The sequence below is a fragment of the Tenacibaculum caenipelagi genome (assembly GCF_004363005.1).
Lineage (GTDB): Bacteria > Bacteroidota > Bacteroidia > Flavobacteriales > Flavobacteriaceae > Polaribacter > Polaribacter caenipelagi.
Genome location: NZ_SNYH01000007.1, coordinates 109,450 through 124,958 on the forward strand (window position 1 = coordinate 109,450; position 15,509 = coordinate 124,958).

Below are 15,509 nucleotides of genomic sequence, written 5' to 3' on the forward strand. Positions count from 1 at the left end.
CAGATTTGGACATATTATCATATCAATCAGACTTTATAACTTATTTAGAATCTCAAAAGTTTTCTAGAGAGCCTAAAAACCTTTATGAACCAATAGATTACATTCTTCAATTAGGAGGTAAAAGGATTCGTCCAGTACTTACCCTAATGGCTGCAAATATTTTTTCTGATGATTATCAAAAAGCCTTACCTGCTGCATTAGCTGTTGAAGTTTTTCACAACTTTACTTTAGTACATGATGATATTATGGATGATGCTCCTTTGCGAAGAGGAAACGAAACGGTTCATGAAAAATGGGGTATAAACACAGGTATTCTCTCAGGAGATGCAATGCTTATTTTAGCCTATCAATATTTTGAAAACTACGAACCAGTAGTTTTTCAAAAATTAGCGCAACTATTTAGTAAAACTGCCCTTGAAGTTTGTGACGGTCAACAACTAGATGTTGATTTTGAAACGAGAAATGATGTAACCATCGACGAATACATTAAAATGATTACACTTAAAACTTCCGTTTTAGTAGCAGCAGCTTTAAAAATGGGAGCTATCGTTGCTAAAGCTAATGAAGAGCAAGCGCAACATTTATATAACTATGGATTAAACCTAGGTATTGCCTTCCAACTACAAGATGATTACTTAGATACTTTTGGTGACCCTGAATCTTTTGGTAAACAAGTAGGAGGCGATATCATTGAAAACAAAAAAACATATCTTTATTTAAAGGCTTTGGAAGTAGCCAATGCTGATGACAAAGAAAATTTACGTGCTTTATATAACGGAAAACAAAAAAATAATACAGAAAAAATAGCGGTTGTTTCCTCTATTTTTGAGAAGAATAACATCCCTAAAGAAACACACAAACTTATTGAGTATTACACAAATAAGTCGTTTGAAAGTCTAAAGCACTTAGACATTAGTGATGAGAATAAAGAAGGCTTACGTGCCTTTGGTATGAATTTAATGAGCAGAAAAGTGTAAAAAAATAGCTTTTTATTTAAAAAAGTTTTTATTTTTGCACACCTAAGAAAACTGGTCCTATAGCTCAGTTGGTTAGAGCACCTGACTCATAATCAGGTGGTCCCTGGTTCGAGTCCAGGTGGGACCACATTTAAGGCATCAACATTACGTTGGTGCTTTTTTTTTGTTTACAGCACGCTTCTTCCCTAAAAATCAGTACCACTTTCAAAATCCTTTATCTTAAAAAAACTTAAGCAATTACTATATATTCACCATTAATCTCAAAGATTTTTCTCAACCTAATCATAATTTACTGTAAAACCATATTTTTTTTGTAACTTTAAAGCACTCCTCGAGAAGTATTTTTTTCATTCTGAAAAAAAATAAATTAACAAGCGATTTAATTTTACAGTATCATTAAAGTATTGAATTAGTCAGTAAAAGATTAGTAAATGAAACAAAACTAAACCACAACTCCTCATAAACAAAAGTGCTCTCAGTAAACTTTTATCGCATAAACTTTATAGGGATGACTACTATGACTACCAAAGAAACCGATTTTCATGAAAATACAGGCATGTACACTACTAGAAAAGAGCCTCGAAAATCTTTTGCTACTTACCAGAGAAATCAAAACAAATTTTACCTGAATACTTTAAACTTAATAGACAGAAAAGCTGCTATTATGCTACGTGTAAATGCCACTATTCTTTCTGCCTCTGTTATTTTCTTTAATTACATTACCTCAATCAATTTTGGTGTTAAAATTGCAGCTATTTTAATTATAACTTCCTTTGTTTCACTGATTTTTTCAATTTTAGCCTCCAAACCTAATAGCCTCTCATTTCTAAGAAGATTTAAAAAAGATATTGTATCTAAATACAAACGAAAAGAAGAAAACTTATTCATGATTGGTATGTCTAGCGACAAAACTTTAGAAGAATATGAAGAAGCCTATAATAAAGTGTTAAAAAGCCAAGAGCTACAAATAGGAAACCAAGTTCGAATTATGTATTTGTTAGAAAAAGAAATGAAACGTGGTTTTTTTTATTTAGAACTAGCGTATAGCAGCTTTTTAGTAGGCCTACTCATTTTAATTTTAGTACTGTTTTTTGCTAATCTTTTATAATTTTTTCGAATTAGTATTACCGATAATCACAAACCTTTTCTTTTTAAAAGAAAATTTTTAATTACCTCCCTATTTGTGAATGATAAATATCATTGTCCTTCAATTCTTGAATTAATAATTTAGAAACTGTTTAATTCATTTTCTTACCCATGAAAGTACTTGTATATAGTTCAAAAAAATTTGAGGTTCCTTATTTAGAAAAAGCGAACAAAGGAAAACATGAACTAACATTTATAAAAGAAGCTTTATCTTTAAAGACTGTAATGTTATCTATGGGGTATGATGCAATATCTATATTCGCAGCAGATGAAGCTGATGCTGTTATTCTTGAAAAACTAAATGATTTAAACATTAAGCACATTACTTTAAGATCTGCTGGATACGACAATGTAGATTTAAAAACGGCATCTAACCTAAACATAAAGGTCGCAAACGTACCTGCTTATTCACCTTACGCTATTGCTGAACATGCTACCGCATTATTATTAGCTTTAAATAGAAAACTGATAGAGTCTAATAAACGTATAAATAATTTTAATTTTACTCAAGACAACCTTATTGGTTTTGATTTAAACAACAAAACAATAGGCATTGTTGGAACAGGAAAAATAGGTTCGGTTATGTGTAAAATTATGCATGGTTTTGGGTGTAAGTTACTGGGATATGACATTAAGGAAAGTAAAGATTTAGTGAATTCTTATCAGTTACAATATGTGCCTTTAAAAACCCTATGTAAAGAGGCTGATGTAATTTCTTTACACATACCTTTAACTACTGAAACCCACCACTTGATTAACGATAGCTTAATTTATGAAATGAAAGAAGGTGTTATTATTATCAATACAGCTAGAGGTGCTGTTATCAATACAGAACATATAATAGCGGGATTAGAAAAAGGAAAAATTGGTGCTTTAGGTATTGATGTATACGAAAAAGAAAAAGGTGTTTTTTTTAGTAACGATTCTCAAAAAACTCTTGAAGATAATCTTTTAGTGAAGTTAATAGCAATGCCAAACGTACTCATTACTGGTCATCATGCCTTTTTAACTAAAGAAGCGATAACCAACATTGCTGAAACCACTATTTATAATTTAAATTGTTGGCAAGAGAATAAAACAACAGAGAATGAACTAACTAATGCGTAGTTCTAATAAAAAATTACTTTTTATAAATATTCTTTAACTGTTTTTTATTTCCTTTTTCATCTAAGACCTCTAAATCATATCTTATCTCTATTTTCGTACCTATAGGTGCATAATAATAAATAATCCAAGCATCTGCCTCTTTTGTTCCAATACAGCCATTAGAATATGCTTTTCCTAAAGTTAGTGGATTAGTGGTTGGGTGTATCATTTGTCCATAGCGTAATCCATTAATTTCTGTTTCTATAAAAGGAATTTGAGGAAGCTTAGTTATTTTGTTATCATCTCTTTTGGTTGTTAAATACTCAAAGTTGTTAACTGGATTTACATATCGTGGTTTACGAACATGATTTACTATAAAGCCTTTTCCCGTTTTTGTTTTTAAATCCTCTACTCTACCCGACATTTTAAGATATTTTTCTTCATTTTTTCCAACTCTTATAGGAAAATCATACAACATCAAAGAATCTTCATATATCTTAAGTCTAAATTCTGGAATGTTAATATCGATACTAGTTCTTTTAAAAGAATCAAGTATCTTTTTTGAAACTATAGAATCAGGAATAACTATTAACGCTCCTTTAGGCAAGACAATCATTTTTTTCTGATCATAAACAAAAGAATCTATAGCTTTCATCCTATAATAATCAATATTTTGAAGTGTGTCTATAATCCAAGGATTTGATCTAACCAAAAGGTGTTCTGTCAATATATAAGGAACTAGCGAATCATACTTTTTAACAATAGAATCTAAATACTCAAAATAATTCTCAACAATAATGCTGTTATGAACTTTAACCACAACAGGCAAAGTAGATTGAAGCGAAACTTTATTATCTATTGATTTTTCCGTCGAAATTATATTTCTACAATCAGGAAAGTACAACTTTAAGATAATCAAAAAGACAAGGATGAAAGTTATTTTAAGTATCTTAAGCATTCTTTGATTCTATCTGTATTTATAATGAAGCCTTTATAATCATTGTGATTATTTAGTAAAGATAAGTTTGCTAGTAGCGTTTTTAAATGACAATTATCAGTTTATAGCTTTCTTTAATTTTGTCTCTTGGTTAAGCATAAAGTGATTTGTAAGTTCCTCTATTGCTTCTTTATAGCCAATATTAAAAATTTCATTAAGATGTTTTTTATCAAAAATACCATACTTGCTTATCTCTTTCGATGAAATTACTAGTGTACAATCGTTAAATTTTGCATAGTCATCCTTAAAATACTTTAGTCTAAAAGCACGTTTCATAACATTATGAGAATATTTTAATTCTTTAATTGTTACAGTATTAAAACCATTAACATAACTACCAATTATAATATCACACTCTGGCTTTAAGAACTCCACAGGAAAATTATTAAGAGTTCCTCCATCTATATAATAAGAGCTGTTAATTTTAACAGGAGCAAAAACACCAGGAAAAGCAGCAGATCCTAATACTGGTCTTATCAGTTCTCCTGTATCGAATGTTTTTAGAGTTCCATTTAAAATATCTGTCGCTGTAATTACTAATGACTTTTTAAGAGAGGTAAAACTGTCTTCCTTTAAATAAACATTAAACTGCTTATAAAATTTTTCTGTATCAATAAGCCCTGGTTTTCTAAAAGCATATTTTTTGATATCTAATATCTGAACACTTTTAAAAAACTCTAACATATCTTTCCAACCATAACCATAAGCATACAACGAACCAACTATGGCGCCTACACTAGACCCAGAAATATGTGTTGGAAAAAGACCAAACTCCTCTAATGCCTTAATCGTTCCAACATGAGCAATACCCCTACTGCCTCCACCTGAAAGAACTAAACCTATACTCATAACATATTTATTTAAAATTTTATACTTAAATTTATAATCAAAATGTTTTACTTGAAATGATATCTATCAGTTTCACCATATGATTTTTATCATTTTGAACACCATTTGATTCAAATACATTTGATTATAACATTAAACCTAACTTATGCTACGCTTTGATGTCATGACTAAGCAGCTAAAGTCTTTTTTTATAGAGATTGGAGAATTATCTCTTTTTACCTCCCGTTTTTTTAAGGAAACCTTTAAACAGCCTTTTGAATTAAAGGAACTACTACAACAATGCTATCAAATAGGCAATCGTTCGTTACTTTTAGTGAGTATTACTGGTTTTATAATCGGATTAGTACTAACCTTACAAACTCGCCCTACTTTAATGGAATTTGGCGCTGTATCTTGGATGCCCTCCATGGTTGGCATCTCAATTGTTAGAGAAATAGGTCCAATTATTACAGCTTTAGTATGTGCAGGAAAAATAGGTTCTGGGATTAGTGCCGAATTAGGTTCTATGCGTGTTACCGAACAAATAGACGCAATGGAAGTATCTGGCATAAACCCATTTAAATATTTAGTAGTTACTCGAGTTTTAGCTGTTACTTTTATGCTCCCTTTGTTAATAATTATAGCCGATACCATTGCCCTTTTTGGATCCTTTTTAGTTGAGAACGTAAAAGGAAATGTCTCTTTTGTATTATTTTTTAATCAAGTATTAGATGCTTTGAAATTTGGAGATGTGGTTCCTGCCACAATAAAATCATTCTTCTTTGGAGCCGCAATAGGGCTTATCGGTAGTTTTAAAGGCTACAATTGCGAAGAAGGAACAGCTGGTGTTGGTAAAGCCACCAACATTGCTGTGGTATCTACATCTTTATTGTTATTCATTATTGATTTTATGGCTGTTTTTGTAACCGATATCTTTTTTGAGTTATGAGTAGTACGCATGATAAAAAGGTAGTTCTTGAAATTAAAGATTTATACAAAGCCTTTGGAGACAACCAAGTGCTTAACGGGTTTAATATGCAGCTTTATGAAGGTGAAAACCTAGTAATTATGGGAAGATCTGGCTCTGGAAAGTCTGTTATGATTAAATGTTTAGTTGGCTTAATGGAAGCTGATAAAGGAATCATTTCTGTTATGCATCATGATATCACTACCCTAAATCAAGAAGCTTTAGATGTTCTAAGAGCTGACATAGGTTTTTTATTTCAGGGGAGTGCTCTATATGATTCTATGACCGTGCGTGAGAATTTAGAATTCCCATTACGTGGTCATACAAAAAAGAATGGAAAACTAATTGATACAGAAAAGTTGGTTGTTGAGGCTTTAGAAAATGTTGGGCTGGCAAACACGATAGACATGATGCCCTCAGAATTGTCTGGAGGGATGAAACGACGAGTTGCTTTAGCTCGAACACTTATCTTACAACCAAAAATTATTTTATACGATGAACCAACAAGTGGATTAGATCCTATTACTGCGAAAGAAATTATTATCTTAATGCAAGATATTCAAAAGAAATACAATACATCATCGCTTATTATTACCCATGATGTAGACTGTGCGCGAGTTATCTCGGACAGAATGATATTACTTATTGATGGTATCGATTATGCAGCTGGAACGTTTAAGGAATTATCCAATTCTAAAGACCCAAAAATTAAAGCTTTTTTTAAATAAGTATCATGAAAAAAACAAACTCACAAAAATTTAGATTGGGATTATTTGTATCTATAGGCACAATTATTTTTCTTGTCGTTATTTATCTTATAGGGCAACGACAAAGTATGTTTAAAAAAAACTTTACTATTAGTGCTTACTTTCAAAATGTTAATGGGTTACAAAACGGTAATAATGTTCGTTATTCAGGAATTGACATAGGAACAGTAAAAGAAATAACCATGATTAACGATTCTACTATTAAAGTAAATATGGTTATTGACAAAAAAATAGCTGGTCATATACATAAAGATGCAGTAGCAACAATAGGCTCAGATGGGCTCGTGGGTAATATGCTTGTAAACATAGTACCAGGAGAAAGATTAGAGACTGTAATTAGCAATGGTGATGTTATTAAGTCTTCCAATAAGCTTGGAACTGATGATATTTTAAACACCTTAAATGTTACCAATAAAAATGCTGCAAAACTTACTGCAGATCTTTTAAAAATAACCAATAAATTATTAGAAGGCAAGGGTACTTTAGGTGTTTTATTAAACGATACTATTTTGGCTAAAGATTTAAAACAATCTGTTGCCAATCTTAAAAAAGTAAGTCAGGGAGCATCAAATACTGTTAACGAATTAAATCATATGATAGTTTCGTTAAAAACAAACGATGATACCGTTTTAGGCATGTTAATGAATGATACGATTTCAGGTAACAAGCTAAAAACTATTGTTTCCAATTTAGAAGTTTCAAGCTCAAAAGTTGATAGCCTTATTGGTAATATTAATGTTTTAGTTCGAGATATTAACTCTAGTAAAGGCGCTTTTAATTATATCACAAAAGACACTTCCTTAGTAAATAGTCTAAAATCTACACTTAAAAATATAAATGAAGGAACAGAAAAATTTAATGAAAACATGGAAGCTTTTAAGCATAATTTTTTAACACGAGGTTATTTTAGAAAATTAGAAAAGCAAAAGAAAAAAGCTGAAAAGAAATCAAATAAGTAATGCATTACTTATTTAGAAGAGTTATATCGTTATAAGTGAAATTACTTTTTCTTTTTTGAATCGGTACTTTTAAAACCAATTCTTCTTCTCGACTCTTGGTCTTTTCTTTCCAATTCTTCCTCCAACATTTTATACCTACTTATATCTTTAATAGTTACAACCACAGCTGCTATATTGTTTTCATTATCTATTATAGGTCTCCCACTCAATAAAACCCTTCTAATTTCATTCGTCTCTTTATTCATTAATAACACATCAATATCGTTAGTGATTTTGCCTCCCAAAGCTTGTTCAGCTGGAAGATTTTGTGCTGGAAAAGTCCTTCCCCCATGTGGATTTAATACTTTAAAGTGATCTGAAAAATCGATAGATATTTTAGAATCATCTTCTATCCCAAAAAGTTCATTTGCTACCTCATTAGCCAATATAACCTGTTTATCGGTATTTGCAACTAATACTCCATCACTAATATTTTCTAGAATCATGTTTAGTTTTTGTTGATTCTCATATAATTCATTCATTCTTCTTTCATTCTCTTCTTGAAGTATTAGATCTTTGGTAATATCTCTTACAACGGCATATAATCTTCCTGTATTCTTATCTGAAGTAGCATTCCAAGACAACCACTTAACACTCTCATCTTTGCATATCCATCGATTGTTAAAACTTACTAGATTTGCTCCACTTTCTAATCTTTTAATCGCTTCTTTTGTCTTTTCAAGGTCATCAGGAAAAATATAATTAGCAAATGGATTGCTTATCAGCTCCTCAGTAGTATATCCTAAAAGGTTACTTAATGATGGATTTACTTTTAGAAACCTCTCATTAGAGGCAATAACAAGACTATCTATTGAAATATTAAAAAAAGTATCCGCTGCCTTTTGTGACTCTGTAATTACCTTCCTTTCAGTAATATCTGTAGAAATATTCCCAATGGCATATACCCTATTAGAAATGTCAAATAAAGGAAACTTAACAGATAAATATGTGTGTGGTCCGTCAGATTGTTCTACTATTTCTTCTATTTGAATTTCCTCTCCAGCTTTTATGACCTCTAAATCAGCTTCAAGATATCTATCTGCAATTTCTTTTGGTAAAATATCGTGGTTTGTTTTTCCTATTAAATTTTTCTCTGATCCTCCAAAAAAAGATTGAAACTTCTCATTTACCAATATATATTCACCATTTATCTTTTTTACAGAAATAGCGTTAGTTGTGTTATTTATTATTGATTGTAATAATTTCTGATTCTTTAAAAGCGCTGCTTCCGATTGCTTTTTAGCTTTGAGTTGTGCTTTTAAAATAAAGAACACCGTTGTAAGCATCACTAAAATAACAATTATTAATGCCAATGAAATCCAATTCCACAAACTACTACCAGTAGCATTCATTTGTTTCCAATAAATAATACCAAGCACAATAACCATAATACTATTTATAATGTAACCGTACAGATTTTTTCTTTCTAATGGGATTTTCATTTATATTCTATTTTAACATATCAATATATTGAACTTCGGTAATATCTAAAATGACTTACATCAACTAAAACACTACCTATCAGTAAATTTACACAAATAATCATTACCAATATTTCTTTCTATACATTCTTTATATATGACGAATATCATTTCAAATAAAAAAAGTTCATTTTACCTTAGTTACCGATACCCTGATTAACTTAATCATGAATGTTACAAAATTTAGTCCCATGAAAAAATCAATCATTCTTTTAATAATCCTTGTTTCCCAAATACTAATTAGTTGTAATCCAAAACCAGATATAGATAAGATTCTTAAAGATCAAGAAACAAAAGAGAGAATTTTTAAATCTATTGCAGAAGATCATGAATACATGACAGAATTCATTAAGACGATGCACAATAATGAACATGCCATGCAAATGATGATGCATAATGATATGATGATGAATAACATGATGGGAAATAAAAATATAATGCACCAAATAATGAATGACAGTATTAAGATCCGAAACATGTTACAAATAATGCATCAAAAAGGTATCATAAGCAATGAGTGTTTGCAATCTTGTATGAAAAACATGAGTACCAAGAAAATTTCGGATGATAAAAAATAACAACATACCTCCTAAAAGCATTTAACTAAAAAACAGAAGCCATGCATTACTACAGATATTACTTTGACATACATATTATATGGTGGTTTTTATGGATTATTTTTATTATCTGCCTGTTCGCGGTATCATACAATCTCTCCTTTCGAAAAACAAAAAAGGATAGTCCGTTAGATATTTTAAAAAAACGCTTCTCGGAAGGTGAAATTTCAAAGGAAGCCTATGAAGAAGCTAAAAAGATCTTAACACCTGATAAATAAATTACCATTTAATTAAAACAGAAAAAAGTACTAAAATGAGTTACCAACAGCGAGAGTTTCACATATTTGTAGCACAAATATTTCCTGACCTCCTTAAATCAAAAGAAAAAGGAGATAAGGAAGTTTTCAATAAACTAATATTGAAAATTTTACCAGACATTAGAAAGTACGTTAAACAACGATTAGTTGCCGCTATTAAAAAAGGGCATTTTCATAAAAACAAGTACAAGCCTGACGATTTTGTCGATCAACTATTTATAGAAGTTTATGAACATATCGAAGAAGTAAAAAAAGCAGAAGACTTCTATTTGTGGCTATTTCAAAAAACCAATCAATTACTAGAAAACATCATCGAAGAAGAGGAGTTTGATGATCTTTTTTTTAAAAATATTGATGATTACTCTAAACCTGAATGGGATGAAATGGAAGAAAAATTTAGTGCTGATGCTGAAGGTGACTTATTAATGATGGATGAATTAGACGACAGCTCTTTCCATAAAAATGATTATACTTTAAATCACGTTTTTGTTGAAGACGACGAACAAAATTATATAGACAAACTTGATAAAGAATTAAGCGACGCTAAAACACAAAAACATATGCAGATGATACTACACAAATTACCATTACATATGCAATCAGTTTTTGAACTTTATTCGAAGTATAATTTTAATGTAGATGAAATTTCAGTAATTAAAGGGATTGCCCAAAAAGAAGTAAATCGATTAATAGAGGAAACAAGAAACGAGCTACGAAAGAGCTTTTTTAGCAGGTATTTAACTGATGATAAATAATACTATTATAGTAAAACAAATAACAGCTCAGTAACTATTTTAGCAAATTATCAATTATACTGGTTTCTCGAAATTTACCCCTACTTACAGGGGAAACAAATTGTTTATAGATTAGTTATACCTCCAAATAAATTTGGGCTTATCACTTTCTAGAACATTTCTTGTAATTTTAAAAACCACATATTTTAACAGCTTCAAAATTTTCAAAAACTCAGCAATTCTATCTTCAAGTAATCCATGTTCGTATCTAAAAATTGAAGCATCGTGATTTAAAGGGTTGTCTATTATATCTACATTATAAAATAATTGTACTTGAATACTGTTCTGTATATTCTTAGATTGATTTTTGACTTCTGACAACTCTCTTCTTAAATCTACCAACTTATCTAAATCTTCATTTAGTAGAAGCTTAACAAAACTAGCCTCTACTAACTGTTCAAGAAATTCAATTTCAAAAAGACAAAACTCTAAATTGTTTCTCCAACTTTTGGTAAGCATATACAAATCTTTCAAAGATGCTTTTTGAATGTAATGGCCTTTGGGTCTGTCTCTATAACTATGCATAATAGTATTTTTTAAAACGTAGATTAAAAGTAAACAAACTCTTACGATTTACAAATGACCAAAATCATGAATGCAAAAAAACAACACCTATATATCAGATAGTTACAACAAAAACAAAAGAAACTTCGTGTCAGAATACAGATTAATTATAAGAGTAAAATTGTCATTTATTAATTCTAAAATAGACAACACAACTCTCTTCTTTAATTTGATTTAATTATGTTTATAATATCATTTTTTTGAAGTACTCCGGATTGCCTCCATATAGGTATACCATTTTTAAATAAAATCATGGTTGGCACTCCTTTCACTTGGTATTTAACAGCTAACAACTGATTTTTATCCACATCAATTTTCACTATTTTAACAGTATCTCCAAGTTCTTCTTTAACCTGTTTTAAAATAGGTGCTAATGCTTTACAAGGGCCACACCAATCTGCAAAAAAGTCTACTAAAACTAACTTTTCTGAATTTATAATTGCATTAAAACTACTTTTCATTATGACACATAATTTATACGAACCTTACTTCTCTTTTACTAAAAACACTTTATTAATAAAACAAAAATAGAGAGTTTACAAGCACTTATACATGATATAAATCAGTAATATAAAAACACAATTCCGCCTTTTGTTACAGAAGCACCTTGGTTATTATTCTAATTTTAAGTAAATTAAACCCATTATCGAACTAATCTAACTACAATGTTTCAACAAGATCAAGATATTTTTGATATTCTTTTGGGTTCAATTTCTGAAGGTGTTATAGTCGTTGATAACTATCAGAATATTGTTGAGGTAAATGATGCTACTGAAAAAATGTTTGGTTACAACAAAGGGGAACTTATAAAGCAACCTCTTAATACTTTAATTCCCAAAAACCATCACAAAGAACATCAAACTCATTTTAAAAACTTTATGAAACAACAGGAGAGTCGTCAAATGGGGCAAGGTAGAGATATTTTTGGTGTTCGTAAAGATGGTAGTATATTTCCTGTAGAAGCTGGTTTAAACCCTTTTTCTATTTATGGAAAAAAATATGTTATGGCATTAGTTATAGATATTTCAACCCGTAAAGAGCAAGAACAAAAAATTAAATCGTTAAATGAAAACCTAGAAGAAAAAGTATCAAAAAGAACCTATGAATTAAAAAATATGATTCTTGCATTGGAAGCTGAAAATAAAAAGCGTATTAAGGCTGAGAAAGAAGCTAAATTGGCACTTAAAAAAGAAAAAGACCTTAATGAACTAAAATCAAGATTCCTTTCTTTAGTTTCTCATGAATTCAAAACTCCTCTAAGTGGTATTCTAACCTCTGCCATACTATTAAGTAAGTATAAACTAACAGAACAGCAAGAGAAACGTGACAAACATATTAAAACCATATCAGATAAAGTACATTATCTCAACAACATATTAAATGACTTCTTAACTATGGAGAAACTTGAAAAAGGTAAGATTAAATATTCTCCAAGTACATTTAAATTAAGTAAAGTGGTAAATGAAGTTGTTTATAACGCTAATATGCTACTAAAAGAAGGGCAAAAGATCAATTACCCAAAAGATATAGACTCTTTTTCTTTATATCAAGATGAGAAAATTGTAGAATTAGCTTTATCAAACTTGATACATAATGCCGTAAAATACTCATCAGAAAATACTGAAATAAACATCTCAATTACTCAAGATGATACTAAAACAGTATTTAAAGTAAAAGACAACGGTATAGGAATTCCCCAAGAAGACCAAAAAAATATATTTAACCGCTATTTTAGAGCAAAAAATGCTTTGCTTACTCAAGGAACAGGCATTGGGTTAAATATTGTTAAAGACCATATGGAAAATTTAAATGGTAAAGTTTATTTTGATAGTACAGAACAGGAAGGAACTGTTTTTACTATAGAACTACCTAACAGTGCAAAATCATGAAAAAAGTGCTATTAATAGAGGATGATGCTATTTTAAGAGAAAACACCTCAGAACTATTGGAACTCTCAAACTACGAAGTAATAACTGCTTCTAATGGAAAAATTGGCTTAAATAAAGCTATTAAAATGCTTCCTGATATAATTGTTTGTGATATTTTAATGCCAGAAATGGATGGCTATAGTGTATTTCAAGAACTAACAAAACATAGCACAACAAAGCACATTCCATTTGTTTTTCTATCAGCAAAAACAGAACGACAAGACATAAGAAAAGGTATGAATATGGGAGCTGATGATTACCTTACCAAACCTTTTAATGAAGAAGAACTTATCAATACAATAGAAAGTCGTATTGCAAAAGCTGCTATACTAAAAGAAGAACGAGAAATATCTCAGGGTAATGTACATAATAATGTAGAAGAAATACAAACCTTAAACGATTTAAAAGCCTTTTTAGAAAAAAAAGGCGCGCTTCTTAATTACAAGCAAGATGATATTGTTTATAAAGAAGGAGAGAATTCTAACTTAATTTATTTAGTCTTAAAAGGTATTATTAAATGCTATAAACTTGACGAACAAGGAAAGGAATTAATTACTGATTTATATAAAGAAAATGACTTGTTTGGATACACCTCTTTTACCCAAAACATTCCATACCAAGAAACTGCTACAGCAATAAAAAATGCCCAAGTAATAAGTATTTCTAAAAGTGAACTTAAAGACATTTTAAATAAAAACCATAAAGTAACTTTGGAACTCATGCAACTGTTAACAGATAGTCTTAAAGGCATGAAAGATCAATTACTACAAATGGCATATAGTTCTGTACATAAAAAAACAGCATCAACCATTCTTAAATTTGCTGAAAAACTAAACCATAAACCAGAAGACCCTATAAGTATTTCACGAAGTGATTTAGCTAGTGTTGCTGGAATTGCCACCGAAACTTTAATCAGAACAATGTCTAACTTTAAGAAACAAGGTATAATAGAAATTGAAGGAAGAAATATTAAAATCGTAGACATCGAAAAGCTCCAATACATCTGTTAATTTTTTTCAGTATAAATACCATCATGACTAATATCATTTTTTGAGAAGTATTTTCCTTTTAGATTTGCTCTTGTAAAAGAGAAATTTAAATAATGAAAAATATTTTATTTCTAACAGATTTTTCTGAAAATTCATGGAAAGCATTAAAATATGGACTCAATTTTTTTGTTGAAACTAACTGTAATTTTTACATATTGCATGTTAATAACAACATAATTGACTTCCAAAAAGAGGATACTTTATCTCAGTTTGATCAAGAAACCATAGAAGATTTATACACAAAACCAACAAAAAAAAAATTAAAAGAAATATTAAAACGAATTTCTAAAGAAATACCTCATAACAAAAAACATAAATTTTATATACTTACTAATTATGGTTTTTTTATAGAATCTGTACGGAAACATGTTTTAGAAAAAAAAATCAGCCTAATAATTATGGGGACTCAAGGGGCAACAGGCTTAAAAAAATATATTGTCGGTAGTAATACTGGAGATGTTATAACCAAAGTAAAATGTTCTACATTGGTAGTCCCTGAAAACGCTACTTATTCCGCACCAAAAGAAATAGCTTTTCCTACAGATTTTGCTATTTCGTATGATATTCAGGTTTTACAACCCATTTTAGATATTTTAAAAAGCAATAATTCTTGTTTAAGGGTTCTTCATATTGGTCATAAAGAAAAGCAATTAAATGCAGATCAAAAGGCTTGTAAAGAATTAATAGGTGATTTTTTTGATGGCTTTGATTATAGTTATCATTATTTAACCAATAAAAAGGTAGAAGATGGAATACAGTGTTTTGTTGAAAGCAGAAATATTGACATTATAGTAATGGTAGCCAAGAATTTAAATTATTTTCAACAAATTCTATTTCATACTAAAACAGAACAAATAAGTTATCATACAGATATTCCTTTTTTAGTTCTTCATGAATAACATGCATAAAAAATGATTCATGATTATCTAATAGAGTTATACTTTAAACAGAAAATAAAGAAACTTTTTTACTACTTACCACTTTAAAATTTCCATCTAAAATCGATTGAAAATAAAAGAAGACATCGAAGGGTTAAAAATTATTAAACTCAAG

17 protein-coding genes and 1 tRNA gene are annotated in these 15,509 nt (G+C 29.6%); 13 read left to right on the forward strand and 5 right to left on the reverse strand.

All coding sequences use genetic code 11. From position 1 onward, the window contains the following. Positions 1–5: 5 nt before the first annotated feature. The 4 genes from DFQ07_RS14710 (at position 6) to DFQ07_RS14725 (ending at position 3,230) form a co-directional block, all read left to right on the forward strand. Entirely contained in the window at positions 6–977 is a 972-nt protein-coding gene (locus DFQ07_RS14710) for a polyprenyl synthetase family protein (RefSeq protein WP_243743998.1), read from the forward strand. Between the two features lie 53 nt (positions 978–1,030). Further along, positions 1,031–1,104: transfer RNA gene (locus tag DFQ07_RS14715), tRNA-Ile, on the forward strand. A 381-nt stretch (positions 1,105–1,485) separates the two neighbouring features. After that, positions 1,486–2,085, forward strand: a complete 600-nt coding sequence (locus tag DFQ07_RS14720; protein WP_133538015.1) for a hypothetical protein — start codon at positions 1,486–1,488, stop codon at positions 2,083–2,085. Positions 2,086–2,234: 149 nt separating this feature from the next. Continuing rightward, positions 2,235–3,230, forward strand: coding sequence for a 2-hydroxyacid dehydrogenase (locus DFQ07_RS14725; RefSeq protein ID WP_133538016.1), 996 nt, complete (start codon positions 2,235–2,237; stop codon positions 3,228–3,230). A gap of 13 nt (positions 3,231–3,243) precedes the next feature. Here DFQ07_RS14725 and DFQ07_RS14730 read toward each other — a convergent pair whose 3' ends face one another. Continuing rightward, positions 3,244–4,167: a L,D-transpeptidase gene (locus DFQ07_RS14730; RefSeq protein WP_133538017.1), complete on the reverse strand. Its 924-nt coding sequence runs from the start codon at positions 4,165–4,167 to the stop codon at positions 3,244–3,246. Positions 4,168–4,263: 96 nt separating this feature from the next. Beyond that, complete coding sequence (locus tag DFQ07_RS14735; RefSeq protein ID WP_133538018.1) at positions 4,264–5,055, reverse strand: patatin-like phospholipase family protein; 792 nt, start codon at positions 5,053–5,055, stop codon at positions 4,264–4,266. A 163-nt stretch (positions 5,056–5,218) separates the two neighbouring features. Between DFQ07_RS14735 and DFQ07_RS14740 the strand changes: the two genes are divergently transcribed. The 3 genes from DFQ07_RS14740 to DFQ07_RS14750 are packed head-to-tail and all read left to right on the forward strand — an operon-like array spanning position 5,219 to position 7,727. After that, positions 5,219–5,983 (forward strand): MlaE family ABC transporter permease, encoded by a 765-nt coding sequence (locus DFQ07_RS14740; RefSeq protein ID WP_133538019.1) that lies wholly within the window; start codon positions 5,219–5,221, stop codon positions 5,981–5,983. Then, the gene (locus tag DFQ07_RS14745; RefSeq protein ID WP_133538020.1) at positions 5,980–6,729 is read left to right on the forward strand and encodes an ABC transporter ATP-binding protein; all 750 of its coding nucleotides are present in this window, start codon (positions 5,980–5,982) and stop codon (positions 6,727–6,729) included. The genes DFQ07_RS14740 and DFQ07_RS14745 overlap by 4 nt, the downstream gene beginning before the upstream one ends. A gap of 5 nt (positions 6,730–6,734) precedes the next feature. Then, the gene (locus tag DFQ07_RS14750) at positions 6,735–7,727 is read left to right on the forward strand and encodes an MlaD family protein (RefSeq protein ID WP_133538021.1); all 993 of its coding nucleotides are present in this window, start codon (positions 6,735–6,737) and stop codon (positions 7,725–7,727) included. Positions 7,728–7,768: 41 nt separating this feature from the next. Here the strand turns inward: DFQ07_RS14750 and DFQ07_RS14755 are convergent, their stop codons facing one another. Then, positions 7,769–9,208, reverse strand: a complete 1,440-nt coding sequence (locus DFQ07_RS14755; RefSeq protein ID WP_133538022.1) for a PAS domain-containing protein — start codon at positions 9,206–9,208, stop codon at positions 7,769–7,771. A 230-nt stretch (positions 9,209–9,438) separates the two neighbouring features. On the opposite strand from DFQ07_RS14755, the gene DFQ07_RS15695 reads away from it, so the two are divergent. From DFQ07_RS15695 to DFQ07_RS14770, 3 genes are read left to right on the forward strand one after another with little or no spacing between them, the layout of a single operon-like run. Beyond that, the gene (locus tag DFQ07_RS15695) at positions 9,439–9,825 is read left to right on the forward strand and encodes a hypothetical protein (RefSeq protein WP_166627801.1); all 387 of its coding nucleotides are present in this window, start codon (positions 9,439–9,441) and stop codon (positions 9,823–9,825) included. Between the two features lie 41 nt (positions 9,826–9,866). After that, complete coding sequence (locus tag DFQ07_RS14765; protein WP_133538024.1) at positions 9,867–10,082, forward strand: SHOCT domain-containing protein; 216 nt, start codon at positions 9,867–9,869, stop codon at positions 10,080–10,082. 35 nt (positions 10,083–10,117) lie between these two features. Next, on the forward strand, positions 10,118–10,876 hold the full coding sequence (locus DFQ07_RS14770; RefSeq protein ID WP_133538025.1) for a sigma-70 RNA polymerase sigma factor region 4 domain-containing protein: 759 nt from the start codon (positions 10,118–10,120) through the stop codon (positions 10,874–10,876). Between the two features lie 111 nt (positions 10,877–10,987). On the opposite strand, the gene DFQ07_RS14775 is transcribed toward DFQ07_RS14770, so the two are convergent. Together DFQ07_RS14775 and trxA are read right to left on the reverse strand one after the other, a co-directional pair. Then, entirely contained in the window at positions 10,988–11,440 is a 453-nt protein-coding gene (locus DFQ07_RS14775) for a hypothetical protein (protein ID WP_133538026.1), read from the reverse strand. A 203-nt stretch (positions 11,441–11,643) separates the two neighbouring features. Continuing rightward, positions 11,644–11,940, reverse strand: coding sequence for a thioredoxin (gene trxA / locus DFQ07_RS14780; RefSeq protein WP_133538027.1), 297 nt, complete (start codon positions 11,938–11,940; stop codon positions 11,644–11,646). Between the two features lie 204 nt (positions 11,941–12,144). Here trxA and DFQ07_RS14785 point away from each other — a divergent pair, with 204 nt between their 5' ends. From DFQ07_RS14785 to DFQ07_RS14795, 3 genes are all read left to right on the forward strand, one after another. Then, positions 12,145–13,368: a PAS domain-containing sensor histidine kinase gene (locus DFQ07_RS14785; protein ID WP_133538028.1), complete on the forward strand. Its 1,224-nt coding sequence runs from the start codon at positions 12,145–12,147 to the stop codon at positions 13,366–13,368. Next, positions 13,365–14,417, forward strand: a complete 1,053-nt coding sequence (locus tag DFQ07_RS14790; protein ID WP_133538029.1) for a response regulator — start codon at positions 13,365–13,367, stop codon at positions 14,415–14,417. The genes DFQ07_RS14785 and DFQ07_RS14790 overlap by 4 nt, the downstream gene beginning before the upstream one ends. A gap of 92 nt (positions 14,418–14,509) precedes the next feature. Next, positions 14,510–15,355: a universal stress protein gene (locus DFQ07_RS14795; RefSeq protein WP_133538030.1), complete on the forward strand. Its 846-nt coding sequence runs from the start codon at positions 14,510–14,512 to the stop codon at positions 15,353–15,355. Positions 15,356–15,509 lie beyond the last annotated feature (154 nt).

Excerpts from the sequence above, each read along its gene's own strand:
- DFQ07_RS14720 (WP_133538015.1), top strand. The coding sequence starts at position 1,486 with ATGACTACTATGACTACCAAAGAAACCGATTTTCATGAAAATACAGGC.
- DFQ07_RS14725 (WP_133538016.1), top strand. The coding sequence starts at position 2,235 with ATGAAAGTACTTGTATATAGTTCAAAAAAATTTGAGGTTCCTTATTTA.
- DFQ07_RS14730 (WP_133538017.1), bottom strand. The coding sequence starts at position 4,167 with ATGCTTAAGATACTTAAAATAACTTTCATCCTTGTCTTTTTGATTATC.
- DFQ07_RS14735 (WP_133538018.1), bottom strand. The coding sequence starts at position 5,055 with ATGAGTATAGGTTTAGTTCTTTCAGGTGGAGGCAGTAGGGGTATTGCT.
- DFQ07_RS14740 (WP_133538019.1), top strand. The coding sequence starts at position 5,219 with ATGACTAAGCAGCTAAAGTCTTTTTTTATAGAGATTGGAGAATTATCT.
- DFQ07_RS14745 (WP_133538020.1), top strand. The coding sequence starts at position 5,980 with ATGAGTAGTACGCATGATAAAAAGGTAGTTCTTGAAATTAAAGATTTA.
- DFQ07_RS14750 (WP_133538021.1), top strand. The coding sequence starts at position 6,735 with ATGAAAAAAACAAACTCACAAAAATTTAGATTGGGATTATTTGTATCT.
- DFQ07_RS14755 (WP_133538022.1), bottom strand. The coding sequence starts at position 9,208 with ATGAAAATCCCATTAGAAAGAAAAAATCTGTACGGTTACATTATAAAT.
- DFQ07_RS15695 (WP_166627801.1), top strand. The coding sequence starts at position 9,439 with ATGAAAAAATCAATCATTCTTTTAATAATCCTTGTTTCCCAAATACTA.
- DFQ07_RS14765 (WP_133538024.1), top strand. The coding sequence starts at position 9,867 with ATGCATTACTACAGATATTACTTTGACATACATATTATATGGTGGTTT.
- DFQ07_RS14770 (WP_133538025.1), top strand. The coding sequence starts at position 10,118 with ATGAGTTACCAACAGCGAGAGTTTCACATATTTGTAGCACAAATATTT.
- DFQ07_RS14775 (WP_133538026.1), bottom strand. The coding sequence starts at position 11,440 with ATGCATAGTTATAGAGACAGACCCAAAGGCCATTACATTCAAAAAGCA.
- trxA (WP_133538027.1), bottom strand. The coding sequence starts at position 11,940 with ATGAAAAGTAGTTTTAATGCAATTATAAATTCAGAAAAGTTAGTTTTA.
- DFQ07_RS14785 (WP_133538028.1), top strand. The coding sequence starts at position 12,145 with ATGTTTCAACAAGATCAAGATATTTTTGATATTCTTTTGGGTTCAATT.
- DFQ07_RS14790 (WP_133538029.1), top strand. The coding sequence starts at position 13,365 with ATGAAAAAAGTGCTATTAATAGAGGATGATGCTATTTTAAGAGAAAAC.
- DFQ07_RS14795 (WP_133538030.1), top strand. The coding sequence starts at position 14,510 with ATGAAAAATATTTTATTTCTAACAGATTTTTCTGAAAATTCATGGAAA.